Genomic DNA, 26994 nt, shown 5'->3' on the forward strand with positions numbered 1-26994 from the left:
GGTCTACCTTTCTGTTGACCTTTTGTCGATTTGAAAAAATTTTGATAAGCCTGGTTTTAATCATTTAAAGATTGCTGCAATGGTATAGCAGAAACTTCTGATAACCATTCTCTGTCTTCAGTATTTTTCGATTGAGTGATAAACTGTTTTTGTAGTTGAGAATTCGTGGGTTTCTTTTCTCCCGATCTATATTTTTCTTGACAACAAGCTAGGCTATCATTCCAAACCACACGGACACAACCAAATAGCTTTGCTAATCAGTATTTTTGTCCCGGTGTTGGATAGATACGATACTTAAATCTAGCTTTCATAATTCCTATCTAAACTAAACAGCACGATAACATATTTATTAAAAAAAAACAACTAAAAAGTCACCCTAGAAGGGCGAGGCGTTAAACCCAATTTTTTGGTAAAAGTTATTTTTTCTTACTGTCTAAACCCCATAAATAAATTTAGGATAAACATTACTAGCAACTTAGATTCATATATGGATTTTTAGTAGTCATATTAATCTGATTTTTATCTATGATTTTCTCATATAGTTGGGAAAATTACTGGATTCATATCAGTTCCTAAGATGAGTTCCTTACCTTAGCGAGCAAGATGCCCGCACTAGAAACATTTAATTGTTAATATCTGTACTTCATCTACTTGGAATCTGCTGTATCAATTACTCCAATAAAAGTTTAGAAGTGTATTGTTGCATCCATTGCTAATGCTAAAATATCGGATGAATAAGAGCGAATATCACAAGCAAAAAAAGCAAGAATCATTAATACTTTTTCCTCGATTATCATAGGAATAGCAAAGCCAGTTATAACTCCAAAAGCTTTAGCAATTTGATTTCTCAAAAAATATCCTTCCGATTCAACCGAGACATTTAGTATCCATTCCGGCTGTTTGTATAACCAAACTCGTCCAGGTAATCCTTCACCTTCAGATATGATAAAGTCTTGACTACAGAGGTGAAATTTTTCTAAATTATCTTGGTAATTACCCCCAACAATATGGTAATAAGGGCTAAGTTCTAATAAATTATTTTCCCGGTTAGGCAACCAAATTTCACCATAATGAAAATCCGTCAATTTGCATATTTTACTTAGAGTATCTTCCAGATGAGTTACAGGTATTTGCCTGATTGATTTCTCCATATTTTAAATTATCAATTAACCTCAATTAGCAACTAATTTCAGCATTTTTTCTGGCATAAAACCACCAATTAACAATTAAACAACTGAGGTAATAAACCGCAAAACCATACAGTGCATATTCAGGATGACCAGCTTTGATTTGACCACCAAAAACTTTAGGAATAATAAACGCACCATAAGCAGCAACCGCTGAAGTCCAGCCTAAAACTGGTCCGGCTTGATTTGGTTCAAAAATAATGGGAATCATCCGAAAAGTTGAACCATTACCTATACCAGTAGTAATGAAAAGAATGAGAAAAAGGATGAGAAATGGCATGAAATAAACTTCAGGAGTTTGAGAAACACTTGCTTGTTTAACATAATAAGCTACTCCCAAAGCTGAACCAATCATCACAATTGTATCCCAATGGGTAACATTTGCACCTCCTAGTTTGTCAGACAACCAACCACCTAAAGGTCGAATCAATGAACCTACTAAAGGACCTAACCAAGCATAAGCAAAAGGATTAATAGCATTGGGATTTACTGTACCATCTGGTAACTCTCCAAATACAATTCTAATTAATAAAGGAAAGGCTGCTGAATAACCAATAAATGAACCGAATGTCATGGTATATAACCAAGTCATAATCCAATTATGCTTATTCTTAAAAATCCGGTATTGGGGAGTGAGGGAAATTTGGAAAGGCTTTTGCACCATGCCCATAATTACCACAGTCAAGGCAATTGTGATTGGTAAAACAATCCACATATTAATATTTACTACCAGAAGCATATATAACCCGATTGCTGCACTAACAAAAGCACAGAAAATTAGGGCAAGAGACTTTAATAAAGCTGTTAAAGTCTCTTTTATTGTTGAACCAACATCGGGACTAGCTGTTACTAAATTATTCATGTTAAACCAAGCATTAATCACTAGGATGACCAAAATAGGAACCCAAACCAGTCCACAGTTTTGTATCCAAACTAATGTTCCGGCAGTTTTATCTCCTATGTCTGTAGGTAAGGGAATTCCCTGTCCACTCAAGGTTCCGAATAATGGAATTGTCATTACAAAAGGTATTGAAGAAGGAGACAGGAGACAGGAGACAGGAGACAGGAGGAAAATTACATGGGGATTCTAACCCCAAGTAATTTTGAACACCGTGTAGACGGTGGGGTATTAAACCCACAAAGAAAATGATAAAACCTGCATGACGCTAACACCCACATTCCCCAAACCTGCATTTAAACCTAAAGCTGCTCCTTGATTTTTCTTGGGAAAGAAGAAGCTGATGTTAGACATGGAGGAAGCAAAATTTCCACCTCCAAAACCAGACAAGGCAGCTAAGATAATGAAAAGACTATAGGGAGTATTAGAGTTTTGTAGAGCTATCCCTGTACCTAATGACGGAATAATTAGTAATGTTGTGGTGATAACGATTACATTTCTTCCCCCGGATATAGCAACTAAGAAGGAATTTGGAATGCGTAAAGTTGCACCAGTAAGTCCAGCAACTGCACTCAAGTTGAAAAGTTGAGCTGTCTCAAATGGAAAACCTAAGTTCTTCATTTGTACGGTAATAATACTCCAATAGAGCCATATAGCAAAAGCACATAATAAACAAGGGATAGAAGACCAAAGATTACGATTTGCTATTTTCGATCCTTGTTGTTGCCAAAAATCTATATTTTCTGGATTCCAATTAGCTATTTTACTCATCAATAATTTACCAATAATTATGGTCTAATAGAATAGAAAGGAGATAGTAGGTTATGTTAAATAAGTCAGGTTATTTCTGTATGAAAACTCCGAACTGTGACTGCTTGTAAAACTTTAATATCTCTCAAGAGACTTATAACCATCAGTCTCAACTTTATTCAGCCCTTCCTACTTAGCTCCTAATTGATTATTAGTTTATTACCTTAAATTTCTTGGAAATGCAATGGCTTAAAAACATTTCTTTACTAAAACAAATATATGTTTAGAAATATATATAAATCTTATATAGCAATATGAAATCATTCGTGAGAAAAAATTGTAGGGGTTTGGTCTCTAAACCAAAGCGCCAAGGGATTTGGAGACCAAACCCTGCATTTAGAAAATCTGACAACATAAGCGCGGATTGCTATACCAATTACTGAATAATTAACAATTAAATAATTCATGTTTAAAGCTTCCCTTTTCAAGGGAAGAAACGGTAGTTTTGCTGGCGCATAATATCAAATCCGGTAGCATTGGTGTAATTTGTGGGGAGTTTGGGGAGTTTGGGGAAATAAGCTTCATATTTGGCAATAGCTGAAGATGGAACATTTTTTATACCGAACCCGAGCGGATTTGATATAACCCTCTTAATAGCTATCGCCGACATACAAAGGGGAAGTACTCTGTAAGAGCGAGCGTGTTATACTTTATTAACAAAAAAGATTCTAAGCATTTAGTTATTCGTGGTCAACTCTTCCTGCTGAATGCTTACTAAAGATTAGCTATAAATTATTGAACTGGCAAGAAAATAGTCATTATTTCTCCTTCTAAAGATTAGCTATAAATTATTGAACTGGTAAGAAAATAGTCATAATTTCCCCTTTTGTTGGTCGTTGTCGCACTACTAATTTTCCTCCCATTGCTTGAAAAAGATTTTTAGTCACCTTTAAATTTAAACTAAGATTACCTGTTTCTGGTTGAAACATTAATAAAGGACCGATAGATTTAAAGGGTGTTTTTGTGCAACTTGTAAAAGGTGAGTGACTTTTTCCACCCATATTAGAATCAGATTTAAGCTGTAATTTTAACTGACTTCCAGCTAACATTACTTCTACCTGAATAAGACTGCCAGGAGGTAAATTTCGCGAAAAGTTTTCAATCAAATTTCCTAATACTTGGTCAAGCATAACAGGGTCACTAACAACCGTTGGCATATTAGGAGGTAAAATAACTTTTAGAGTGTGATTTCTTTGAGTTGCCTTTTGTTGCCAATGAGGTATACTATTTTCAAAGACTTGAGCTAGAGGAATAGTTGTTAATTGTAGGTATGAATGTTTTTCTTTTAAGAGTTGCTGAGTTTCTAATTCTGTCGCTCTAAAAATTAGATTAAAGCGGTTTATTTGGGAAGTACATTCAGCATCAATCATTTGTAAACGCTTTTTTATTACTTCTTGATTTAGATGAGGACGTTTTAATAATAGGCGAGTTAAAGTCTGAATTGTGGCTAAAGGAGTTTTGACTTCATGAGCGATCGCTTGTAACAATTCTACATCAGGAGATTTGAAATTTTCAATGGGAGATTTTAGCGATACAGTAATTTCCCGGTCTTTTAGACTTTGGTCATCAGTATTGAGTTCTAATATTTTATTTTTACTATCTACAGTTGGTAAATTATCTAATAATAAACGACTAAATTTCATAACTATTTTATAGTCTGGTTCGCGGGGTGTAAATTTATCAAAAACACCGTCTAAAATTGCTAAATTTTGAGAATATTGATCGATTATTTTTTGATGTTTATCGACATTTTGAGAATAAAAATGGGTAGGTAATACTATTCGTTGACGTAAGATAATCCATGCTCTTTCAACTACTTCTGGGTCAAAAGAAAATTGAAAAGCTGGTGTATTATTTATGCTTTTTCCTAAGACCATAACTAAACTAAACTCAGCAGTTAAAACCAAACAAAACTGCTCATTTGTTATTGGGTCTTTAGTTGATAAAGGTAGTATTGGTATAACAGTAGATAAGGAATTAATACTATCTGCTGCTGGTAATAGAGGCAAACTTTGTCTTCTAAAAATGGATAACCAGTCTGAATTTTCCTGTATTTTACTGGTAAAAACTGAAGTATAAAAATTATTAGTTAAAGCAGGATTTGTTAAGATAGGAGTAGGACTAGATAATACTAATCCACGATATGATTTGATATCAGAGAATAACGAATTAGGAGTAGATTTTTTTGAATTGTCGATAAAATCTCTCTCATTTAATGAATAAATAGTTTTTGTCATCTCTTGATTTTGAAAATCTTGAGAACCAGACTTTTTTGATGAATTTTCCAATAATTGATTAACAGTAGCGATCGCACTATACCATTCCTTTTGAGCCTTTGAATACAAATTTTGATTTCTCTGTCTCATAGAAGGAGGAGAATTTTCTTTTGCCAGTTCCATTGTTTTTTTAGGCAAATCATCACTTGACATTTCGAGGGCAAAAATGTCACTTACAGTTGGTAATATATAGTTATAGTTGTCCATTTTTTTCATAATATAAATAAATAATCTTAATTTATTAACTGTTGAAGAAGGAAGAAGGAAGAAGGAAGAAAAAATGGATGGGGATAGTCTTCGACAAGCCGCTCCGCGTCTACAACCTCCAACCAATTGTAAACACCCCCGTTGACGGTGGGGTATTAAACCCAAAATAAAAAGATAAATTTAAACTTCTACAGAAACTTTAACTAGCTTTGCTAAAAAAAATAGTAAAATAAAATGCAAAACTTTCAATATTTTTTTCTTGTCTTATATCTTAAATTTTGTGTATTAAGTTTTCCGCACAAGAAGAAAAAATTGGATCATATTTAATTAATGGGAAAATTGCTCCTCTTCCTTAGTTATAGTCTTTCCCAAGCTAATGAGGTACAGTTGTTTTTCTTTTTTATCGATCCCTACAGAACCAGAATTACTACTCCCTACTCCCTAATGCCTAAAACCAAGGAATTTTGTACCTCACTCTTTTTGCGAATTGCTATAGATTGAAGCATTCCCCGATTAGTTGTCCAAAAAATAAGTAAATCATTAATACTTAGGGTATCGGTATTTATCCGTTACTGATGTTGGTAGAACCGAACTAAATAACCGCAATCTCCGCTTATTATGAAAAAAGTCAATAATTTGATTGTTGAATTGATAGAAAACTTTAACTAATAGCAATTCAATTGAAAGATTTCACAAATAATTTTGCTTCTGACTATCTGAAATAATTATTTGAAATTACTATAATATTAAAGTTTTTAGCTGAATCGGCAGCAAATTGAATAAGTTCGATGCCCATTCAATTTGTCAACATCCCACCTTTTTTAACTTATCAAAACCTCTAATGCCTGTATTACTGACTGACGCAAAAAATATGTTATCCGACTTGCTCGCTAATTATAGTTCTCAAGTGGATTATTTGGCCATTCGCCTAGAAGAATCTCAAGGAACAGATATTCTCTTGCGAGGCAACAAAATAGAAACCTTAAGCGAAGGTCTTTCCATAGGTGGTCAAGTTCGAGCTTGTTACCGAGGAGGTTGGGGTTTTGCCAGCTTTAATCAACTCTCAACCTTGAAAAACAGAATAGAAGAGGCGATCGCTGTGGCCAAATTGATTGGAGAAGAAGAAACAATTCTAGCTCCCATCCCCATAATTCAAGCAACTCATGCAGTTCATCTCACAGGTACAGATCCATGCCATATATCTTTGGCCAACAAAAAAGAACTATGCGAACATTATGGCCAAATATTGCGGAGTGTTGATGGTCGAATTGCCACCGTATCTGTTCGTTATGGGGATAGTACCCAAAAAGTAATTCTCGCTACTTCCGAAGGCACTATGCTAGAACAATCTTGGGTAGATATGGAAATACGTTTTGCTGCCACCGCCAGGGATGGGGAAACCGTACAAACAGGTAGGGAAACTACTGGTTCCCGCAAAGCTTATGAAGATTTAACTAATTTAGATAATTATGTTCGCAGTGCTGCGGAAAGAGCTGTAAATTCTCTAGCTTTACCAATTGTTCAAGGTAATACTTACACTGTAGTTATTGACCCAATTCTTACAGGTCTATTTGTTCATGAAGCTTTTGGTCATCTCTCGGAAGCAGATATGGTCTACGAAAATCCTGATTTATTGGAAGTAATGACAATTGGTCGGAGGTTTGGTCCAGAAAATTTACAAATATTTGATGGTGCTAAGGTGTCGCCCTTCCTAAATAATAATGTAGAAGAAGAAGTACATCGGGGTAGTTATATATATGATGATGAAGGTACTCCAGCAACTACTACCCAGTTGATTCAAGATGGCGTTTTGGTAGGACGTTTACACTCGCGGGAGACTGCGGGAAAATTGGGAGAAGCACCGACGGGTAATGCACGCTGTCTTGACTATCATTATCCACCTATAGTCAGGATGACTAATACTTGGATAGCACCAGGAAATACTCCTACTTCAGATTTATTTACTGATATTAAGGAGGGAGTTTATGCTCGCAACTGGTTGGGTGGAATGACTAATGGGGAAATGTTTACTTTCAGTGCTGGAGAAGCTTGGATGATTAGAAATGGTAAGTTAGCTGAACCCGTGCGGGATGTGACTCTTTCTGGAAATGTGTTTGAGACTTTGGCTGATATTGAGGCGATCGGCGATGATTTTTATTGGGATGAGTCAGGGGGTTGTGGTAAGGGTGGGCAAGATGGTTTACCTGTTGGTTGTGGCGGTCCGAGTTTGCGTATTAGGAATGTTGTTGTTGGTGGAGATGCTTCTGAAGTCTGAAGTCTGAAGGAAGAGGGAAGAAGGAAGAAGTCTGAAGTCTGAAGGAAGAAGGAAGAAGGAAGAAAGAGGGTGGGAAGTGTGGGGAGTGTGGGGAGTGTGGGGAGTGTGGGGAGATGGGGAGATGGAGAGGTGGGGATATCGAGAAAGATGTGGCAATGGCGCTCAGATGGAACATTTTTTTATACCGAACCCGAAAGGATTTGATATAACCCCTACTGAAATGACTCCTTTGCCAAAAACCCGTACCCCGTGCAAAGATACCATAAGGATTCTATAGCAATCGAAGCAAAGGGGGCGGACATATCAAATGCTTAAAATTCAGACAACGCCAGATTTTTCCTTCTGCTATATAAAAAACAAAAATATAGCAATCACCGAATCAGATGTGAGAATTGAGGTGTTCCTTTAAAGGAAGGAATATAGCAGTTATCTTATTGATATATTTTATTTTTTTCTTCTTCCCTGTTCCCTGTTCCCTGTTCCCTGTTCCCTGTTCCCTGTTCTCTAAAAGTATCCAATATCTCACAACTAAAATCATATTACTATACTAAGGATAAAAATCTCATGACATCTCCGCCTTTACTTCGACGAGAAATTGGTGTGTTCGGCGCTACCCTCATGGGTTTAGGTTCAATTGTGGGTACTGGAGTATTTGTCAGTATTGGTATTGCTGCTGGTATTTCGGGTCCATCGGTAATTATTGCGGTGGCAATAGGTGCTGTTGTTGCTATCTGCAATGGTTTTAATAGCGCCCAGTTAGCAGCAAATCATCCTGTGAGTGGTGGTACTTATGAATATGGTTATAAATATCTGAATCATTGGTTGGGTTTTATTGCGGGGTGGATGTTTCTGTTGGCGAAAAGTGCTTCTGCTGCAACTGCTGCTTTGGGTTTTGCTGGTTATTTGCTGAATGCTTTTGGTATCAATAATCAAACTTGGTTGGTGTTGACTGCTTTAACTGCTGTGGTTGTATTAACAATAGTTGTGTTAAGTGGAATTCGTCGTTCTAATTTTACTAATATTATTATTGTTTCAATTACGTTATTTTCTCTGGTTGTGTTTATCTTGGCAGGGGTGCCTCAAGTAGTATCGTCTGCTGGGGACAATTTAACGCCTTTTTTTCCTGGGGATAAACCTATAGCATCTTTGCTTCAAGCTGCTGCTTTAATGTTTGTTGCTTATACTGGTTATGGTCGTATTGCAACTTTGGGGGAGGAAGTTAAGGAACCACGACGTACTATTCCGAGAGCGATCGCTCTGACTATGATAGTTACTTGTCTGTTATATATATCGATCGCTGTGGTTACTGTGGTGGTTGGTCAGGAAGTTATTAATAAATTGTCTCAAGCAGATGTTAGTTTAGCTGCTCCTCTGGAAGTTATTGCTAGAGTGGGAGGTTTAGGTGTTCCTGTGATTCCGAAGTTAATTGCTATTGGTGCTATTACGGCAATGTTGGGAGTGTTGTTAAATTTAATTTTGGGTTTGTCCAGGGTTTTGTTGGCAATGGGGCGTCGGCGAGATGTACCGAGAGTTGTTGCTAGATTGAATAGTGAGCAAACTACTCCTTATATAGCTGTGATAGTCGTGGGAGTAGCGATCGCTTTTTTAGTTTTAATTGGTGATGTGAAAACTACTTGGTCTTTTAGTGCTTTTAATGTTCTGATTTATTATGCTATTACTAATTTTGCTGCTCTGAAACTTTCTCCAGAAGAAAGACTTTATCCTAAATGGTTAGGTTGGGTAGGTTTAGCTGCTTGTTTGTTTTTAGCTTTTTGGGTAGAGCAGCAAATTTGGTTAGTAGGTTTAGGGTTAATTTTTGTTGGTTTAATTTGGCATAGTTTAATTCATAGATTAATTAACGAATAGATTTAATTTTCCTCTCCTTTAAAGGTGAAAAAAGAAAATATTTTCTTTTTAGTCAATCCTCTTCTTTTCAAGGAGAGGTAATTGTTAATTAAGGTTTGCTGAAAAAGTCTTATGGGTGAAGGTAGGAGACAGGAGACAACCCACCCCTCGCCCCTCCGGTGGAGGGGAAGACAGGAGACAACCCACCCCTCGCCCCTCCGGTGGAGGGGAGAAATGGGAATGAGCGAGGAGGTAGGAGTAAGAATTTTCCCAAGATAGTTCTGCCCAACTCTTGACCAAAATCCTGAATTTTTGAACCATTACCACCTAAAACCTTGCACCCCCTCCAGAGCTAAAATTGCTCAAACCAATATCAGTCAATAATTTGATATTTAATCAGCAAACCCTAATAATTAATTATTAATTATTAATTATTAATTATTAATTGTTGAACCATTCTCCCCGGTGACTTATCCCGTAAATTCTCAAAAGAATCGTCATCAATACTTTCTAAATCTACCCTTTTCCTAAAATCTTGTAAAGCTGACCAAAAATCACCTACCTTTTTAATTTCTACTAAAACCTCTTGATTATCAGGAAAATCTACCTCCTCTAATAACTCAATAATTTTACCTTTTTTGATTCCTTTGACAAACATAAATTTACTCCATTTCTCTTGAAAATTACTTATAAAATCTTGCTCGACAACAATAATTTAGGCTTCTATAGTTTTTTAAGTTTTCTTATATTAACTTAATTTCCCTTGAAAGAGAAATCAGATTTGAAAGATTTAATAGAATTAAAAGTCTGAAATAAATTAGCTACTTGCTCACGACTCAATATTACTCAAATCCTTAAACTACTAATTCCTGAAAGCTGACCGCTAATTGCTGAATGCTTACACTAAAACCTTCCTCCTTCTTCCTTCTCTCCTAGATAACTAAAACCTTCTTCCTTCTTCCTTCTTCCCTCTTCCTTCTGCTTTTGAAAATAATAAAAGCTTACAGAAGTTGGAATCATAATTTCTCCCCCCTCCAATTTTTGGGAATTGCTGCTCAAATAATCCAGCAATACTTGTAATTGCGAAGGAGAAAAATATGTCGTATTAGCACCAACTATAAAATCTAGTAAATGTTTACCCAAATGAGAATCTTTCTGAAAACATTCTGTAATATTCAATGGAGATTCTATAATTTCTTGATGAACAGAAATATTGTGTTCAGAAAAGAATTGATGTAAATCGTCGCTAAAAAGCATTGATCTTTGATCAAGTCGCTGATTTACATAGTAATAAGGTTCGCTTATTTCTGTTTTTATGGCTATTACAATAATTGCTATCCCTTCTTCTCTCAGAAGTTCGTGAATTTTCTCAAAAGAGGATTCAATTTCTGAAAAATAGTAAAATGAATAAATTAATAGAATGATGTCAAAACTTTGGGATGATTCAAATTTTTCCAATTTAACCGGATGAATTTTAAATCTAAATTTCTCTGGTTTAAATCTGCTAAGTTCCTGACACCATTCTTGTGTTTTTGCACATTCTACTTTGTTTGGGTCTACTCCAAAAAGTGAATAGATTTGTTCAACTCAAGCAGCTTTGTCAAAAAAGGTTTCTCAAAAATTCCACTGCCACAACCTATACTCAAAATAGTGTAACTTTCTTCTGAAGACTTATATTTTTCTATGGCCTGAAATGTAGCTTCAAGGATTATTTCTTGTTCATTTTGCTGACTGCGATAAGCAATTAGTCCCTCCATATATTCTTGCTCATTAAGTTTGACGAGCTTGAGTTTTGGGTCTGAGATAAAGTTAGCGATCACTGATTTTTGTAAACTATCCATCATCATTTTTTCTATTTTTTCCTCTACCTTTGATTACTGATTATGTCAATTCCCAAAAATCACGCGATATTTCCTCAAGACTTCAGTTATTAAGTAATAAAATGTTTGTAAGGATTATAGGAAAAGACTGAGGATATTTTATTCGGTCGAACCCTATCCCTACTCCCTACTCCCTACTCCCTACTCTCAATTAAATTTACAATTTTTCTTTAGTCTTTTCAAATAACCAGTCCGGGATTGCGTGTTCTTTTTCATACACAGAATTATATTTATATTCTATTTTTTCCCAGTCAATTCTAGTATCCGATAAAACTTCTTCAGCAAACATATTTAATGCTTTACCAGATAAACCTTTTTCCAGACATTTTTTCATCATCAAACGACTTTCATCAATTTCGCCAATACATTCAAAGGGAGTATGGGTTGATAAACCTATCATTGCTTGAAAAATCGGCAGTAAATCTTCATCATCAAATAAATTTACCTGAAAAACTTCATCAACAATATCTGTCTGACAAAAAGCCATTAACCCTAACCAAACATAGGCACATTTCGGGCATTTTTTACACCAAGGTTTTTTAATATTACAGGAATGAATTTTCGGAATAACTTCAGGATATTTACTCAAGTTTTGAAAAATACGAAGGTCGTAAATAGGTTGTAGGATACTAAAGTATTTAAAATTAGATAAGAGATTATCCCGAATAAATTGGTCTAAAAGTTGTTCTGCTTCTAGACCTTTTCCCCATTGATGGTTAACTTCTCTGCCTATTTCTTCCCAAAACATATTTCCCGTATTAGCACTTTTTTCGTGAGCTAAACATAAGTAATTGTATCCTTTATCCAACATTAAAAATAATGATTCAAAGACAGATACTGGAGTTTCTGGAGCGATAATTCCTGAATTTTCTGGGAAATATAATTGAAAAAGAGGAAAGTCAACAAAATCATCAAAAATAGAAATTTTATGACTTTTAACTGGATTCACCTCTGCTACTACTCCAGCAATTAAATTATGTTGTAAATCTGCTTTTCCATAAATACTATGAGAATATTGCATAGAGGCAAAAGGAATATTTGCTTCTTCTAACATTTTCATAGCAACAATACTATCTTTACCACCGCCACAACCTGTCAGAATAGTACGATTATCTCCTAATATTGATACAGGATTAGCCTCTCCTAAATCTTGTGCATAAATAAATTCTGGTTGCTGATAATCTGTAATATTATTTTCATACCAATGCTGACCAAATACCCCTTGATAAATTTTGACAAAAAATTCTAAAACAGGTTTTTCTAAATGTGTAGCTATTCTAGAAATATCGTAATATTTCGGAAATAACGAACATAACTTCATCCCTTCAAATAAAGCAATATAACTTGCTATTTTTTCGATAAGTTCTTGAGAGTATTTTTGTTGCAAGGCAGAGAAAGATACATCCTGATAAAAAACTTTTGTTGAGAATTGAAATTTATCGGCACTATAGATAACATTTAGATGATGTTCGTGAATTGTAAAATCAGATATTTTAATCACTTCTATTTTCACGGAATTTATCTCCTTATCTTGCTAAATATTGCTAACTTCGTCAATGATAAGCAAATCAACTATCTGCTCAAATTGGTATTGATTAGTTTCTCGATCAAAAGACTCTTGTAATATAGGTTGAAAAAAATTCAATACATCTAATGTATTATCAAAAACACATTTTTTCAAATATATTTCTAGTATATTCTTACTTTCAAAATTTATCCTGTGGGAAAAACGGAATCTAATATTTTCATAATTTATTCCTAACGTATCCAAAATTTGTTTGTGGTCTTCAGATGTTAGAAAATATGTGGTATTTTTTCGTTCTGCATAATGGCTCAGATAAAAACTATATAAATTGTTGTAAGAAGATTTTTCAGCAAGTTGATAAATTAAAAACTTACCATTATCACCTAATAAATCTAAACAATAAAGATATACATCTGCCATTCTATTTGGATCGACAGTGCAAAGAGAATGAATTGCCCATTTGAAGAAGGAGACAGGAGACAGGAGACAGGAGACAGGAGGAAAATTACATGGGGATTCTCACCCCAAGTAATTTTGAACACCGTGTAGACGGTGGGGTATTAAACCCACAAAGAAAATGATAATATCGTAGCTATTAGTTTTTTCAACTAATTGTTGAAGATTTTCTGTCCCAGATAAGTAGGTTTTATTTATACTAAAATGCTGACAACTATCAAATTGTTTTTGCGCTACCTGTAGACAGTATTCTGAAATGTCAAGTAAATCTGCTGATATATGAATATCGCCCTCAAGTTTCTTGTCTAACAAACTAGGAAATTTAGCAGTACCACATCCTATATCTAGAAGCTTGAGTTTATTTTTAGCAAATCCTTTAAATAGATTATTAAATGAATATTCTTCAATTAATTTTTCATAATCTATTTGAGTCACCTGAAACCATGAATATAGGTCTAACTTTTCTGCTTGATAATAAGATTTTGAAGGATTAGAATTATCATTTGTTAATTTCATATTATTTTGAATTTTGTAGTTATAAAAAGGTCATTATAAGTATTATATAACAAATAATAATTATCATATGCTTGCTTTTTGAGAACTGTCTTAATTTTCAATTACTTATATTTTCATTATTTAATTATTTACCACCATCTTGTACCTGGTTCGCCTTTAAATGGCCCGACAATATCAGCAGTAATCCATCCTGCATAAAAATCTCCTGCTTGAGGCGTAGCTAACTCATCATTAACATAACAAGCATCCATTAAAGCAGCCACAAAACTATAGTATTCTTGAATAGCTACAAAATTTGCCGTAGGTTCAACACATCGCCAAGCGGCATTTTTTATATACTTTTCACCAATACAAACATCGTAATATTGATAAATACCTTTCCACTCACAAAAACCTTTCTTTGGTGTTTCAATTAGATGTTCTAATTTAATATCTTCGGGGGAAAAATAATAGGTAGGAGTATGACTCGTTTCTAAGACTCTTTTCCCAGACAAAATAGCCTTTTACTATAATATTTTAACGTCAATTTACCACCTACTACTGTTCTGATTCTTGGTGCAAATTAGACAAATCTTCTAAACTACTAAAATTATCAATTGCTCTTCCTAAATTTTCTAACTTTTCCAGAGATAACTTCAGTCAATTTTTTTTGACCAAAGTATTTTTGATGAAAGTTTTTTCTTTCTGTAATTACTTTGTTTGATTGAACTTCCTCTTTAACTAATATTCCTTGAAATTCTGGCATTTTTTCAAAAGCTTCAATCCATTTAGATACCAGATAAGAAAAAATAATGCTTGAGTCAGTTAGTAGGTAAAACTTTTTCTGAGTCATAACTTCTGTTAGTCTATAATTATGCCAAATTTTTACCAAGACCAGAGGAATGTTTTATTCAAGAATATTTAGAGCTTATTTACCTGTTATTACTACCCTTGAACAATCCTAAAACCAGCGTGTTGATAAAAGTTTGGACGGAACCAATTACGATAATATTTCAAAGCTTCTGTTCCATTAGTTATCCAACATCCCCCTAACATCATATTATGTTGACTATCAAAAAATGGAGCCGAATAATCTTCATAGAGTTGATGAGTTTTAAATCCTGAAAGAGGATTCAAATTATCAGTTAACCATTCCCAAACATTACCCCGTAAATCATATAATCCCGATTCATTTTTTGCTGTTTCTAAGAAACCAACAGGAGTAGGAGAACCAAATTTAAAATTCAGATTATAATTATCTACCTCTACTTCCCTACCATTTCCATAAGTTGCTAAATTATATTCAGCTTCACCCATTAACCTAGTATTTTCACCTTTCCAATTACAATAAGCCATTGCTTCATAATGATTAACTTCTACAGGCCAATCTAAGGGTAAATCTATTTCATCAAACATAGCTCGATATTTATAACCACCATTTTCAGCTATCCAAAATTTAGGATGTTTGATGTTATTTTCAGTTTTCCAATGCCAACTTTCTTGAGTCCAATAATCTTGATTTTCGTAACCACCAGCCTTGACAAATTCTAGAAAATCTGCATTGGTAATTAAATATTTACTAGCAACAAAAGACGAGACTTCTACTTGGCGATCGCCATATTCTATATCCCAACCAAAAGTAGGATTATCTTCTGGTTTACCTATTTTTACTACCCCACCAGAAACTTCAACCATTTCATTATTAATTGGCCTAGCATTTGTAGGAGCATATTCCCAATTACTAGGACGTTTTACTTTTTCTACAGGTAGTTGCCGAAACAACATGGATGAAGTTTCGATATGAATGCGTTGATGTTCGATACCCATCATCAATGCCCACAGAGGATGATTTTGATGGATAGGGAGATTTAGAGGGGTTTTCTCAATTAGGTCCAAAATGATTTGATAGACTTTTTCTCGATACTGCCAAACATCTTCAAGTTTAGGCCAGTTGATATGGGCGATCGCTTGGTCTAACTCTTCTGGTATTTCTGGATCTACTCCTAGCTCAAATAATATTTCGTAGTTAGGGTTGAGGCGTTTTTCTAATAATTCCACACGAATTAATTTATTGATGTAGAAAACCGCTGAATGTCCGAGATAAAAAATTAAAGGATTTCTCAAAGGGTCGGGATTGGAATAAAATGTTTCTTCACCGACTAGACTGTTCATCAAAATATCTTCAAGTTGCCAAGCATTATTAAAGTAATCAAGGATATCTTGGCGTAGTTTATTGTTAGTATTACTATTATCAAGTTTTGGTGGAGTAGTAGATTTTATCTGGTTCATAGTGTTATTAACGGGAAAATAATTTTAATTGTTTACTTTTGCAAGGTGTTTAAGATTTAGGATTCAGTTTTTTTGTGAATAAGTAATAAAGAAAGTAAAGGAAAACAACATTAAGTAGTAGCTTTCCACAAGGATTAGTAGGCACTCAAGACAGGATTATTTTTATGATAAAAAACCTCAATCTAGATTTACACTTCATTTGAAAACGCTATAGGTTTTAATATTTTACCGTAGGAATTTGGAAACCAAAACCCTACAGTTTTTTCCCACTAATTGCTGAGACATGACCTCTCTTTGGGCAACATTCCATAGGAAATGTTTACCATATTTTTTTTCTTCCTTCTTCCTTCTTCCTTCTTCCTTCAAATTAAGCTTGACAAAGAATTAATCCAAACCACTGTTTAGGGTCTGTCCAAACTTTTTTAACTTTAAGTCCTTTTTTTTCCAGCTCTACTTTAATAGCTGCTAAATCAAACTTGCGAGAAACTTCAGTCAGAATACTTTCCCCTTTCTCAAAATCAACCTTTAAATCTAGAATTTCCAAAGAGAATGTGACATTTTCTTGACAATAAAGACGCATTTCTATTTGCGATTTTTCTTGATTATAAATAGCTTTATGAGTAAATAAATCGAGGTCAAAATTGCCTTGGAAACGCCAATTTAAATGGGATAAAATATTCAAATTAAAAGCAGCCGTAACTTCTTTACTATCGTTATAAGCTGGTTCTAAAATTTCTTTGGGTTTTTGTAAATCAATACCAAGTAAAAAATAATTTCCTGGTTTTAAAGCATTAACAACTTTGTTCAAAAAACAGTCAAATTCTTGTGGTGGAAAATTGCCAGCAGAACTTCCCAGAAAACAAATTGTTCTGTTTAGGGAAGTTCTTTCAAAAGAGGTTTGTGTAGGGTGTGACTTTAGATGAACTAAAGTTTCATCATAAGTGCCAATAAATCCCTCAATGGAGAAATTTGGATATTTTTCTTGTAGCTCTAGTACGCTAGTTTTGAGTATTCCCCCACTTACATCAGTAGGTACATATCTAAAAGAACCACCTATTTTTTGATAAGCATCCAACAACAAGCGAGTTTTGGTCGAACTACCACTGCCTAATTCTACTAATTCACAACATCCAGTTAGTTGAGCAATTTCATCTGCATATTCCTCTAGAATAGAAGCTTCTGTACGAGTCGGATAATATTCAGGTAACTGACAAATATCTTCAAATAGTTCTGAACCGCGATCGTCATAAAAATATTTGGGGGGCAAATTCTTGGGACTTTTTGTCAATCCGGCAATCACATCTTGTCCATCATTTTTCACTGCTTGATAGTTGTCATTGATAATGGTCAAAGGTTGTGAGGACATTGTTTAACTCCTACATAATAGGTTGGATAATCAAGAGTTTTTTGTTAACAAATTCTGGACAAAAATTTGTCATCATAAAATTCTTCTGGAAAAATTTTAGTATAAATTTTCCTTGAAGTAAATGACTACCTTTGAGGAATAAAAGCAACATATAAATCTTTTAGTTATTTTATGGATTGAATGGTAGATCGCGCAAGTAGGGAATACCATAAATGGGAACAGGAATAAGGAAGAGGGAGGAAAGCTTAAAAGTCTGAAAAAAAACTTCAATTTATTCTAGATATTCACTAGATATTTACGCTTAGGTTTACACCAACTATAAAGTGCGGACATTATATAAATGGTAGAAGTAAGGAAGAAGAAAGAAACAAGAAGGAATAAGGAATAAATATTGAAAAAGATATAAAACGATAGATATAATTATCTAAGAATAAATTTAATTAGCTATTTTTAATACCAATTTCATGGGTGCATCTCAATTTTGAATAAAGCAAAAAAATTATCGCTTTTAGGGAACAGGGAACAGGGGACAGGGAACAGGGAATATATAGGAAAAAAGTATTTTTGCTTGCTATGAGATGCACCCAATTTCATATACTTAAACAACGGTTTTCAAGAATTAATAATTTAGAATTAATAATTTAGAATTACCTCTCCTTTAAAACGGATAGGATTAACTAATCATGAAAATTTTTCTTCTCTTGGTCGATTGGATATGGCGCAGGTTTCGGAGCCATCCCACCCTAACGGGAAGCTCCGAATATCAACCGCTTTTACCCTCTTAAAAGAGGAGGCTTTCAACCACAATTTTTCGGTAAAAGTAATCTATCAAGCTTAAAAACCAAGATGTCAAGTTATATGTAGTTTTACTTGAGGAAATTGGTATAAGCATATCTGAATTAATATATACCTTATTTTGAGCATTCTTTTTTAAAAGTGATCTTAGATAAAAACAATAGACATTGAATATTATTTACAATAAAACCAGCTTTTTCCCAAAAAAAATTTGGGCTTAATTAACTAACTATAAAACTATAAATTTAGATAGATTATTTTGTTGACGAAGAGTGATTTTTTGCTATTGTTATAATATTCAGTATTTATTGAATCCTTCAACGAGGAAAAAACATGAACAATCTTATGACTAAGTTTTTCAGCAGTGTGTGGCATAAATTCCCACAACAAATATCTAAATTAGTAGCTACATTAGTAATAACATTTGTTTTTCTGTTTGTCGGCACAATTTTTCTACCAGTACCTTTCGCCCAGGCAGCAATGGTCTTATACTGTGATGGATTGGATGCTGGTGGCAATCCTTATACAGCAACCTATCTAGATGGATTGTTTACTCAAGTCCGGTTTGATCGTTCTCCAGATTTACCCCCTGTAGTCTCGGAATTAACCTACGATACTGTAAATGGGCAAGGTCAACCAATTTACCGAGGTGGTTACTTGGGAGCAGCAGATGTAGTTCTTATCGATATATCAGGAGGTAATGTCAAACCTGGTTCAGAAGTATCAGTATCAGTTGACAACCAATGGAACTTAGAAAGGGGTATTTGTGGAGTTTAATTAATAATACCATTTCTTTGTAAGAATACCCTTGATAATTATTACCGAATAATTAAGGTTTAAAGCCTCTCCTTTAAAGGAGAAACAAGAAAAAATTTTCATTATGAGTCAATCCTCTTCTTTTCAAGGAGAGGTAATAATTAATAATTATTAATTATTAATTGTTGAATCAGACCTTAATTGTGCTGACGATTTTCATTTTTTATTAAGTAAAATTTCATATAGAAGTGGTGTTAGTTGTAGGGTGTGTCAGTTTCTTGCACCCTAAAATTATTATTAGATTAAATATCTAAGTTTTTAGTAGTAATAACCCACATCAAGTTAAATAAAATAGTTTTAATTAGGGTGAGCTGAAAAAGTTTTCTGATGTCTGGTGAAAGTAGGGAACGCCACATATGGAAATAGGTAAGAGTTTTCCCATCCTTTTTATTCTCTAAAAGTTGATAAATTTTGATAGCATAAAAGTTTAATTGTAAACATTCAGCTATTAGTATTCAGCATTTTCGTTTGTCATGTTGTGCAAACAGATGCATGAAAATACAGGACTTACTAAGGTTAGCTAGTGACCTTTTTCTTTCCTGTAGAATGCTGCATAAACATAATTTTGAATTCTCCTTCTCAGATAATAAGTTAATAACTGGTAAGTAATAGCTGATAGCTGACTGCTAACTGCTGTTTGCGCAGCATTCCGAAGGAAATGCTTACGCTTCATGTATAATCCTTTTAATTTTATTCAGTCAGTTCTAATTAGATTTGATTTGACTTAAATTTGAAGATTTGATGCCAAATTATTTCAGACAAAAACTTCCACACTATAAATATACAATTTTGCTCCTTTTAGTCCTGAATAGTAATTGTGGATCTCGCTGAAATGCAAACTATACTGTTACCAAAATAATTACCGAAAAATTAAGGTATAAAGCCTCTCCATTCATGGAGAAAAAAGTGGTCGTTAGCGCAGCTTCCCGAAAGGTGGGATGGTGAGGTTTCCTTGCCATATCCAATCGACCAAGAGAAGAAAAAAAATCCTTTTAGAGCTGATTTATTAACTGAGCTGTTTGCGCAGCATTCCGCAGGAAAACTCTTATGCTATCTAGGTCTCATAAATTTCTACTTTACTGGCCGACAATCGGTAAAACCTTTTTCCTGTAAGAAATTCAGCCTCTTAATATTTACTTTATAAATCAGCTCTTAGCCAATCCTCTTTTTTATAAGAAGAGGTAATTATTAATTATTAATTGTTGAAAATACACCACTACCTACTCCTTTTAGTTATGTATGTTATGTATAGTAATGATGAATGGTGGCTGAGATGCAAACTATACTGTTACCGAAATAATTACAATGCACCACTACTAAATTTTAATCTTAATAAAAATTAACTCTAAGAGGGATATATTAAACACAAATCAATTAATTTATCATACAATGCTAAATGAAGTTAAAGTCACATTTAGCTCGGGAATCTTCACATAAGTTAATCAAAAAATAACACTAGGCAATTACTGTACTTAATAGTTATATTGTAAAGGAGTTAAAATATAATTTTAACCCACCCTTGACGCTTACTCTAGACTCAAGTCCTCAAAATATAACTGTTATAAAAGGAGAACTTTATGAAGTGGCCTTGGTATAAATTTCCTACTCCCATTGCATTGTTAAAATTACTTGGATTTCGGAACAAATTAAGAGAAGAAAACCTTCATAATACGGCACAATTACCTACTCAAGATGATACCGAGTTACCTTTACCTCTACCTGACGATCGCCATTTAGTTGTGCGTACTGCTGATGGTAGTTTTAATGACTTGGAAGACCCCAAAATGGGTATGGCGGGTACCCGCTTTGGGCGTAATTTTCCACTTAAGAATGTTTATCCTAATGAAGAGAATTTACTTAATCCTAACCCTCGTATTATTAGTCGAAAGTTATTGACGCGAGAGGAATTTGTACCAGCGACTACCCTAAATCTATTAGCTGCTGCTTGGATTCAATTTCAAACCCATGACTGGTTTTCCCATGGAGATAACCAACAGGATAATAAGTTTCAAATTCCCCTGGAAGAAGGCGATCCTTGGCCTGAAGAATATCGACCTTTGGAAATTAAAAAAACTTTATCAGATACAACTCGTAGCGATGATAATACCCAAGGTCCTCCTACTTATATTAATAAAGTTACTCATTGGTGGGATGCTTCTCAAATTTATGGTAGCGATCGCGAAACAATAGATAAATTACGCTCCCATGTAGACGGCAAAATGTTAATTGAGGATGATGGTTTATTACCTATTAATTCTGAAAATGGTATCGATCTAGTAGGCTTTGACGATAATTGGTGGATTGGACTGAGTATGCTCCACACTATATTTGTCAAAGAACACAACACAATTTGCGACCATCTTAAACAAAAGTATCCTGCATGGACAGATGAAGACCTATTTGACCATGCTCGTTTGATTAATGCTGCTTTACTAGCAAAAATTCATACTGTGGAATGGACTCCGGGAATTCTAGGACTTCCTGCTTTGCAAATAGCAATGGATGCTAACTGGTGGGGTTTATTGGGTCAACATTTCAAGAAGATTTTTGGCCGTGTGGGAGATAGCGAACTGCTGAGTGGTATTATTGGTTCTTCTACTGACCATCATACAGCTCCCTACTATTTAACTGAAGAATTTGTCTCTGTGTATCGAATGCACCCATTAATGCCAGATGAATTTGAATTTTATTCGGTTAAAAACGGGAATTTATTACAAAAGAATAATTTATTTGAAGTTGCTGGTAATCGTACTAGAAATCTTTTAGAAAATTTAGAAATGTCGGATTTATTTTACTCATTTGGTATTAGTTATCCAGGAGCGATTACTCTATATAATTATCCGAGTTTTCTCCAGCAACTTGTAAGAGATAATGGTGAAGTTTTTGATTTAGCTGCTGTAGATATTTTGCGAGACCGGGAGCGGGGTGTTCCTCGTTATAATGATTTTAGAGAATTAATTGGTCGTGGACGAGTAAAATCTTTTGAAGAGATTACTGATAATGAAAAATGGGTGAAAGAATTACGAGAAGTTTATCAGAATAATATTGATAGTGTAGATTTAATGGTGGGTATGTTTGCGGAAAATCCTCCCACGGGATTTGGTTTTAGTGATACTGCTTTTCGTGTGTTTATTCTTATGGCGTCTCGAAGGTTGAAAAGCGATCGTTTCTTTACTGAAGATTATCGAGCTGAAATTTATACCCAATTTGGTTTAGATTGGATTGATAATAACAGTATGTTGACTGTTTTGCGTCGGCATTATCCGAGTTTAAGTCTGGCTTTATTTAGTGTGGAAAATGCTTTTGCACCTTGGCGAAAGGTGGGGTTTCAATAATTAATAATTAATAATTAATAATTAACAATTACCTCTCCTTGAAAAGAAGAGGATTGACTCAAAGGAAATTTTTTTCTTATTTCTCCTTTAAAGGAGAGGCTTTAAACCTTAATTATTCGGTAATAACGAAGTTAGAAGTCAGAAGCTATAAGGGTTATCATTTTAGTTAAACACACAACTTTCTAGATGTTTTAAATGCACAACAGTTTACTATTTCTTAAAAGTCTTGCTACATATTCTTGAGAATAGAGAGCAAGGAGTAGGAAGTAGGGTTTCACCGAATAAGATATTTTTGCTTAATGCCTAGAAAAAATTCTTGACGCTTACTTATTACTTAATATTTGACTTGGGTGTATCTCAATATTTGCAAAAATACTTTTTTCTTATTCCCTGTTCCCTATTCCCTGTTCCCTGTTCCCTAAAAGCGATAAATTTTTGGCTTTATTCAAAATTGAGATGTACTCTTTAACTTTTAACTTCCGCGTAGCGACACTAGCTATTAGAAAAGCAATAAAACCTATATTTAGGAAACAGAAAAAATGTTAGATATTATCAGCTTTAATCCATTTCGAGTAAAAATTCCATTTTTACTAGACATCATTATAGTTTCTGATTCAGAGCAAATAAAGAAAATTGAAACTTCGGGAGATGTAGACCGTTTACATACATACGATACTACTTCCTTACCTTGGTGGGCAAAAATTTATTTTAGAGCTACTAAATTTCACGATCAAGAGCGTGACTTATGGTTTTGTCCTTTCGAGTCAATTTCTAATCCTACCTATCAACAAAGAAGAGCATATCTTGAGGAAAAAGTGGCAACAAGTTATAGTGAAGCAGATGTCAAAAGAATTGCTGAACTTTTAAATAAAGATACAGAAGATGAAGTTCTTGCTTATGAAATGGTGCAAATAGTTAATCAAAGATTTTTTGATCAAGAAATTCCTCTACCTATTACTAAAACTGCCAAAAATACAGTACAAAGTTTAGGCGAAGCTATCTTGCCGTGGAAATATATAGCTGGTAGAAAAGCACAGAATCAACTGATGAATTACTGTGCAAAAAATCTTCCCAATGATGTTCATATTTTAGATGTCGGACATAATATTGGGGAGGTTGTGCAAGCAACAACAGGTGGATTAAGAACGTTAAAAAATAACCTAGATAAATCAGTAGAAGAAATTTTTACATCTAATCCTTTGACTCCTCAAGCACCACGAATAGCTGTGAAGGAATCAAATTTTGATGGGTTATTATCATCTCCTACAATTCCAGGAAAAACAGTTTTCATGTTTCAAATTGGAAAAGCTGCTATTGAAACCCAGGATATAAACTTTACTTTTAGCACTGGAACTTCAGAAAGAGTTTGTGTATTTAAAGATTTTTTTCTGGAATTTATGAAGGATTTACAACAAGAGTTGCGTCAGACAAAATCTCAAAGTTAGGATTAGGGTATTAGTAGTTAGTAGATATTGCAAAAAAAAATATTAATGGGTTGAGTTACTGAAAAAAAATTAAATACTAGGGATTGATTTGGAATTTATTTGGCTTTGTACTAAAACTCTAGAACAAAGTTAAGAACTCGATATTTTTCCCAGTAAGCATTTCCTAGATAAATATTTGGCGCAACTTCTCTAATTTCATCCCTAATTTTTTGAGCAATAAAAGATGTTTGAGAATAGTCAAGAATGATAGACTCTTCCTGATCAAGCCAACTTTTGCCTAAATAAACTTCTGCTTTAACAAATTCTAAATTTAGAGGAGTTATTTTATTGAGTAAATAACCTTTTTCTCGATAAAATATTTTACCTTGCCAAGCTAGAAATTTAATAATTGAGGAAACATTCTGAGAAAAAGAAGTACCAGGAGCAAATATTACTGTGCCTTTACTTTCACCATCAGGAATAATACCTGCATGGCTATTTTTGTAAAGTTCATCTAGCTCAGGCTGTAGCATATTCTGTAAGTCATTAACTGTAATTGTCATTTTTCTAAATTTTTAACTTCCAATAATAATCATAACTTAAGGTAGTTTATAGCTGGCTAATCTAATCGTTAATTATCCTTCTTTGGTATATTGTTGAATTTCTCGAAAAAGTAATGTTCAACAGGTTGTTTCTGTTGAAGATTTTTGGGGAGGAATATTTGCTGGATTTTTAGTTGGTTATACCGGAGAATAATTTATCAAATCATTATTGGAGTTGTGATTAACTCACAACTTACAGCACTTTTTAGGAAGCGTGAGGTACAGTTTTAAAATTAATCTTTTTTTCCCTACTCCCTACTCCCTAAAGTCCTAAAATTTTGACCTCATCAACTCCAAAACTGCTGTAATTAATTACTAAAATTTTCTGGCAATTCTATCTCAAAGTTTCTGAGCAAAAAAGCAAATTCGTCTGTAATTTCTTCAATAATTTTCGTAGTAGGTTTTCCTGCTCCATGACCTGCTTTAGTTTCAATTCTAATTAATACTGGATTATCTCCAACATGAGCTGCTTGTAAAGCAGAAATAAACTTAAAACTATGAGCTGGAACAACTCGGTCATCATGGTCAGCAGTAGTAACTAAAGTTGCCGGATAAGATATTTCTGGCTTTAAATTATGTAGGGGAGAATAAGCATATAAAGCTTTAAATTCTTCTGGATTATCTGGAGAACCATAATCATCTACCCACGCCCAACCAATAGTAAATTTAGGGAAACGTAACATATCCATTACTCCCACTGCAGGTAAAGCTGCACCAAATAATTCTGGTCTTTGAGTCATACAAGCACCTACCAATAAACCACCATTACTTGCACCAGTAATAGCTAATTTTTTCGATGAAGTCCACTTATTTTCAATCAACCATTCAGCAGCACTAATAAAGTCATCAAATACATTTTGTTTCTGTTGTTTTATCCCTGCTTTATGCCACTCTTCACCATATTCTCCACCACCACGAATATTGGCAACTGCATACACGCCACCCATCTCTAACCAAACTAATCTACTAATAGAAAAGTTGGGAGTTAGAGAAATACTAAATCCCCCATATCCATAAAGAATAGTCGGATTATTACCATCTAGCTTTACACCTTTTTTGTGAGTAATAAACATGGGAATTCTTGTACCATCCTTACTACTATAAAAAATTTGCTTGGTTTCAAATTCATCAGGATTAAAATCTACAGTTGGTTGACGATAAATTTTACTTTCACCACTTACCATATCGTACTGATAAATAGTTGATGGAGTTGTGAAACTAACATAACTATAAAATGTGGTTGTGTCATGACGTTTACCATAAAAACCACCCACAGAACCAATTCCGGGTAAGTCTACATTTCTGACTGGGGAACCATCAAGATTAAATATTTTTACCTGAGTATGAGCATCTTTTAAATAGAAAGCAACAAACTGATTATTAAGTGTGCCTACCCCTCTCAATGTATCTGTTGTTTCAGGAATAATTTCTTGCCATTTATCCTTATTTTCTCCTGTGACTAAAGAAGGAGATGGAGAATTATTAATATCAATGGCAATAACTCGTCTTTTCGGAGCATCAAAATCTGTGACAAACCAAAAGATATTATCATCATTATCAATTAGACGATATTCGGCTTCAAACTCACTAATTAGTTCTACTATCGGCGCATCTTCTATAGTTAAATCTTGATAAAAAACCAAATTTTTGCGGTCTGTACTTTGCCAAACTGTAATAACTAAATATTTACTATCTTCCGTGACATAGCAATTAAAACTCCATTCTTTTCGCTCTGGTTTTTCATAAATTAGTACATCATCACTTTGAGGAGTACCTAAACTATGGTAGTAAATTTTTTGTAAATAATTAGTTTCTTCTAATTCTCCTGCTTGTGGTTGTTCGTAGCGACTATAAAACAAACCTTGATTATCATTTTTCCAAGCTGGTACATTAAATTTTATCCATTGCAAAACATCTGGTAAATCTTCTCCTGTCTCAATATTTTTAATCCGCCATTCTTGCCAGTCTGAACCAGACTTAGAAATACCATAAGCGATTAATTTGCCATCTTTACTAATAGCAATTCCTGAAAGAGCGACTGTTCCATCTTCTGATAATTTATTAGGGTCTATCAAAACTTTTGGTTCGGCATCAAGAGTAGGCAAAGTGTATAAAATACTTTGATTTTGTAAACCATCATTTTTGTAATAAAAGTAGCGATCGCCTTGTTTGAAAGGAACGCTATATTTTTCATAATCCCAGATTTTAGTCAGTCGTTTTTTGATGTTTTCTCCTTCGGAAATTTCTGCGAGATAATTAAAGGTAATTTCATTCTGAGATTTTACCCACTCTTGAGTTTCTTCTGAATTAGGGTCTTCTAACCATCGATAGGGGTCGGCCACTTCTACACCATGATAATTTTCTACTATGTCTGTTTTGTGGGTGATGGGATATGTTAGAGGTTCTTTTGAATATTTCATATTTTTGATTTGTGAATGGTTGATTTAATCTTAGAAGTTGATTGGATTTTTATCAAGTAAAGAACGTCTAACTTTTGTCATTGTCACATCAGG

25 protein-coding genes are annotated in these 26994 nt (G+C 34.0%); 8 read left to right on the plus strand and 17 right to left on the minus strand.

From position 1 onward, the window contains the following. Positions 1 to 56 precede the first annotated feature (56 nt). The 3 genes from F6K06_RS34110 to F6K06_RS20185 form a co-directional block, all read right to left on the minus strand. Entirely contained in the window at positions 57 to 230 is a 174-nt protein-coding gene (locus F6K06_RS34110) for a hypothetical protein (protein WP_338043135.1), read from the minus strand. Positions 231 to 686: 456 nt separating this feature from the next. Continuing rightward, complete coding sequence (locus F6K06_RS20180) at positions 687 to 1151, minus strand: GAF domain-containing protein (protein WP_124143766.1); 465 nt, start codon at positions 1149 to 1151, stop codon at positions 687 to 689. A 25-nt stretch (positions 1152 to 1176) separates the two neighbouring features. Next, the gene (locus F6K06_RS20185; RefSeq protein WP_287308855.1) at positions 1177 to 2049 is read right to left on the minus strand and encodes a hypothetical protein; all 873 of its coding nucleotides are present in this window, start codon (positions 2047 to 2049) and stop codon (positions 1177 to 1179) included. A 25-nt stretch (positions 2050 to 2074) separates the two neighbouring features. Between F6K06_RS20185 and F6K06_RS20190 the strand changes: the two genes are divergently transcribed. Further along, entirely contained in the window at positions 2075 to 2278 is a 204-nt protein-coding gene (locus F6K06_RS20190) for a hypothetical protein (protein ID WP_287308854.1), read from the plus strand. A 38-nt stretch (positions 2279 to 2316) separates the two neighbouring features. Here F6K06_RS20190 and F6K06_RS20195 read toward each other — a convergent pair whose 3' ends face one another. Next, the gene (locus F6K06_RS20195; protein WP_287240761.1) at positions 2317 to 2856 is read right to left on the minus strand and encodes an MFS transporter; all 540 of its coding nucleotides are present in this window, start codon (positions 2854 to 2856) and stop codon (positions 2317 to 2319) included. Positions 2857 to 3683: 827 nt separating this feature from the next. Further along, a complete protein-coding gene (locus F6K06_RS20200) occupies positions 3684 to 5378 on the minus strand; it encodes a sensor histidine kinase KdpD (RefSeq protein ID WP_124143764.1) in 1695 nt (564 codons plus the stop codon). A gap of 41 nt (positions 5379 to 5419) precedes the next feature. Here F6K06_RS20200 and F6K06_RS20205 point away from each other — a divergent pair, with 41 nt between their 5' ends. From F6K06_RS20205 to F6K06_RS20220, 4 genes are all read left to right on the plus strand, one after another. After that, positions 5420 to 5548 (plus strand): hypothetical protein, encoded by a 129-nt coding sequence (locus F6K06_RS20205; protein ID WP_275670304.1) that lies wholly within the window; start codon positions 5420 to 5422, stop codon positions 5546 to 5548. Positions 5549 to 6219: 671 nt separating this feature from the next. Beyond that, positions 6220 to 7653 (plus strand): TldD/PmbA family protein, encoded by a 1434-nt coding sequence (locus F6K06_RS20210; RefSeq protein WP_287240804.1) that lies wholly within the window; start codon positions 6220 to 6222, stop codon positions 7651 to 7653. A 69-nt stretch (positions 7654 to 7722) separates the two neighbouring features. Beyond that, positions 7723 to 7857, plus strand: a complete 135-nt coding sequence (locus tag F6K06_RS20215) for a hypothetical protein (protein WP_287274765.1) — start codon at positions 7723 to 7725, stop codon at positions 7855 to 7857. 360 nt (positions 7858 to 8217) lie between these two features. Further along, entirely contained in the window at positions 8218 to 9519 is a 1302-nt protein-coding gene (locus tag F6K06_RS20220; RefSeq protein ID WP_287240758.1) for an APC family permease, read from the plus strand. Between the two features lie 406 nt (positions 9520 to 9925). Here F6K06_RS20220 and F6K06_RS20225 read toward each other — a convergent pair whose 3' ends face one another. The 10 genes from F6K06_RS20225 to egtD all read right to left on the minus strand — a co-directional run bounded on the left by F6K06_RS20225 (position 9926) and on the right by egtD (position 17509). After that, the gene (locus tag F6K06_RS20225; protein ID WP_287240756.1) at positions 9926 to 10156 is read right to left on the minus strand and encodes a hypothetical protein; all 231 of its coding nucleotides are present in this window, start codon (positions 10154 to 10156) and stop codon (positions 9926 to 9928) included. Between the two features lie 245 nt (positions 10157 to 10401). After that, positions 10402 to 11076, minus strand: coding sequence for a methyltransferase domain-containing protein (locus tag F6K06_RS20230; protein ID WP_287240802.1), 675 nt, complete (start codon positions 11074 to 11076; stop codon positions 10402 to 10404). Continuing rightward, on the minus strand, positions 11055 to 11345 hold the full coding sequence (locus F6K06_RS20235) for a hypothetical protein (protein WP_287240754.1): 291 nt from the start codon (positions 11343 to 11345) through the stop codon (positions 11055 to 11057). Before F6K06_RS20235 ends, F6K06_RS20230 begins: the two co-directional genes overlap by 22 nt. 190 nt (positions 11346 to 11535) lie before the next feature. After that, positions 11536 to 12891: a hypothetical protein gene (locus F6K06_RS20240; protein ID WP_287240753.1), complete on the minus strand. Its 1356-nt coding sequence runs from the start codon at positions 12889 to 12891 to the stop codon at positions 11536 to 11538. Between the two features lie 21 nt (positions 12892 to 12912). Next, positions 12913 to 13323, minus strand: coding sequence for a hypothetical protein (locus F6K06_RS20245; RefSeq protein ID WP_287240751.1), 411 nt, complete (start codon positions 13321 to 13323; stop codon positions 12913 to 12915). Positions 13324 to 13422: 99 nt separating this feature from the next. Further along, positions 13423 to 13875, minus strand: a complete 453-nt coding sequence (locus F6K06_RS20250) for a methyltransferase domain-containing protein (RefSeq protein WP_287240749.1) — start codon at positions 13873 to 13875, stop codon at positions 13423 to 13425. A 128-nt stretch (positions 13876 to 14003) separates the two neighbouring features. Continuing rightward, positions 14004 to 14369 (minus strand): DUF427 domain-containing protein, encoded by a 366-nt coding sequence (locus tag F6K06_RS20255; protein ID WP_287240747.1) that lies wholly within the window; start codon positions 14367 to 14369, stop codon positions 14004 to 14006. A 98-nt stretch (positions 14370 to 14467) separates the two neighbouring features. Next, a complete protein-coding gene (locus F6K06_RS20260) occupies positions 14468 to 14707 on the minus strand; it encodes a hypothetical protein (RefSeq protein WP_287240745.1) in 240 nt (79 codons plus the stop codon). Positions 14708 to 14799: 92 nt separating this feature from the next. Continuing rightward, a complete protein-coding gene (gene ovoA / locus F6K06_RS20265; RefSeq protein ID WP_287240743.1) occupies positions 14800 to 16143 on the minus strand; it encodes a 5-histidylcysteine sulfoxide synthase in 1344 nt (447 codons plus the stop codon). A gap of 367 nt (positions 16144 to 16510) precedes the next feature. Then, positions 16511 to 17509 (minus strand): L-histidine N(alpha)-methyltransferase, encoded by a 999-nt coding sequence (gene egtD, locus F6K06_RS20270; RefSeq protein ID WP_287240741.1) that lies wholly within the window; start codon positions 17507 to 17509, stop codon positions 16511 to 16513. A gap of 1128 nt (positions 17510 to 18637) precedes the next feature. On the opposite strand from egtD, the gene F6K06_RS20275 reads away from it, so the two are divergent. The 3 genes from F6K06_RS20275 to F6K06_RS20285 all read left to right on the plus strand — a co-directional run bounded on the left by F6K06_RS20275 (position 18638) and on the right by F6K06_RS20285 (position 23900). Further along, positions 18638 to 19081, plus strand: a complete 444-nt coding sequence (locus F6K06_RS20275) for a hypothetical protein (RefSeq protein WP_124143758.1) — start codon at positions 18638 to 18640, stop codon at positions 19079 to 19081. A 1616-nt stretch (positions 19082 to 20697) separates the two neighbouring features. Further along, the gene (locus F6K06_RS20280; protein WP_287240739.1) at positions 20698 to 22455 is read left to right on the plus strand and encodes a peroxidase family protein; all 1758 of its coding nucleotides are present in this window, start codon (positions 20698 to 20700) and stop codon (positions 22453 to 22455) included. 539 nt (positions 22456 to 22994) lie between these two features. Then, positions 22995 to 23900 (plus strand): hypothetical protein, encoded by a 906-nt coding sequence (locus tag F6K06_RS20285; RefSeq protein ID WP_124154610.1) that lies wholly within the window; start codon positions 22995 to 22997, stop codon positions 23898 to 23900. Positions 23901 to 24010: 110 nt separating this feature from the next. Here the strand turns inward: F6K06_RS20285 and F6K06_RS20290 are convergent, their stop codons facing one another. Together F6K06_RS20290 and F6K06_RS20295 are read right to left on the minus strand one after the other, a co-directional pair. Beyond that, complete coding sequence (locus F6K06_RS20290) at positions 24011 to 24442, minus strand: hypothetical protein (RefSeq protein WP_287240737.1); 432 nt, start codon at positions 24440 to 24442, stop codon at positions 24011 to 24013. A 347-nt stretch (positions 24443 to 24789) separates the two neighbouring features. After that, positions 24790 to 26901 (minus strand): prolyl oligopeptidase family protein, encoded by a 2112-nt coding sequence (locus F6K06_RS20295; RefSeq protein WP_287240736.1) that lies wholly within the window; start codon positions 26899 to 26901, stop codon positions 24790 to 24792. Between the last annotated feature and the right edge of the window lie 93 nt (positions 26902 to 26994).

The organism is Okeania sp. SIO1H4 (assembly GCF_010672695.1).
Classification (GTDB): domain Bacteria; phylum Cyanobacteriota; class Cyanobacteriia; order Cyanobacteriales; family Microcoleaceae; genus Okeania; species Okeania hirsuta.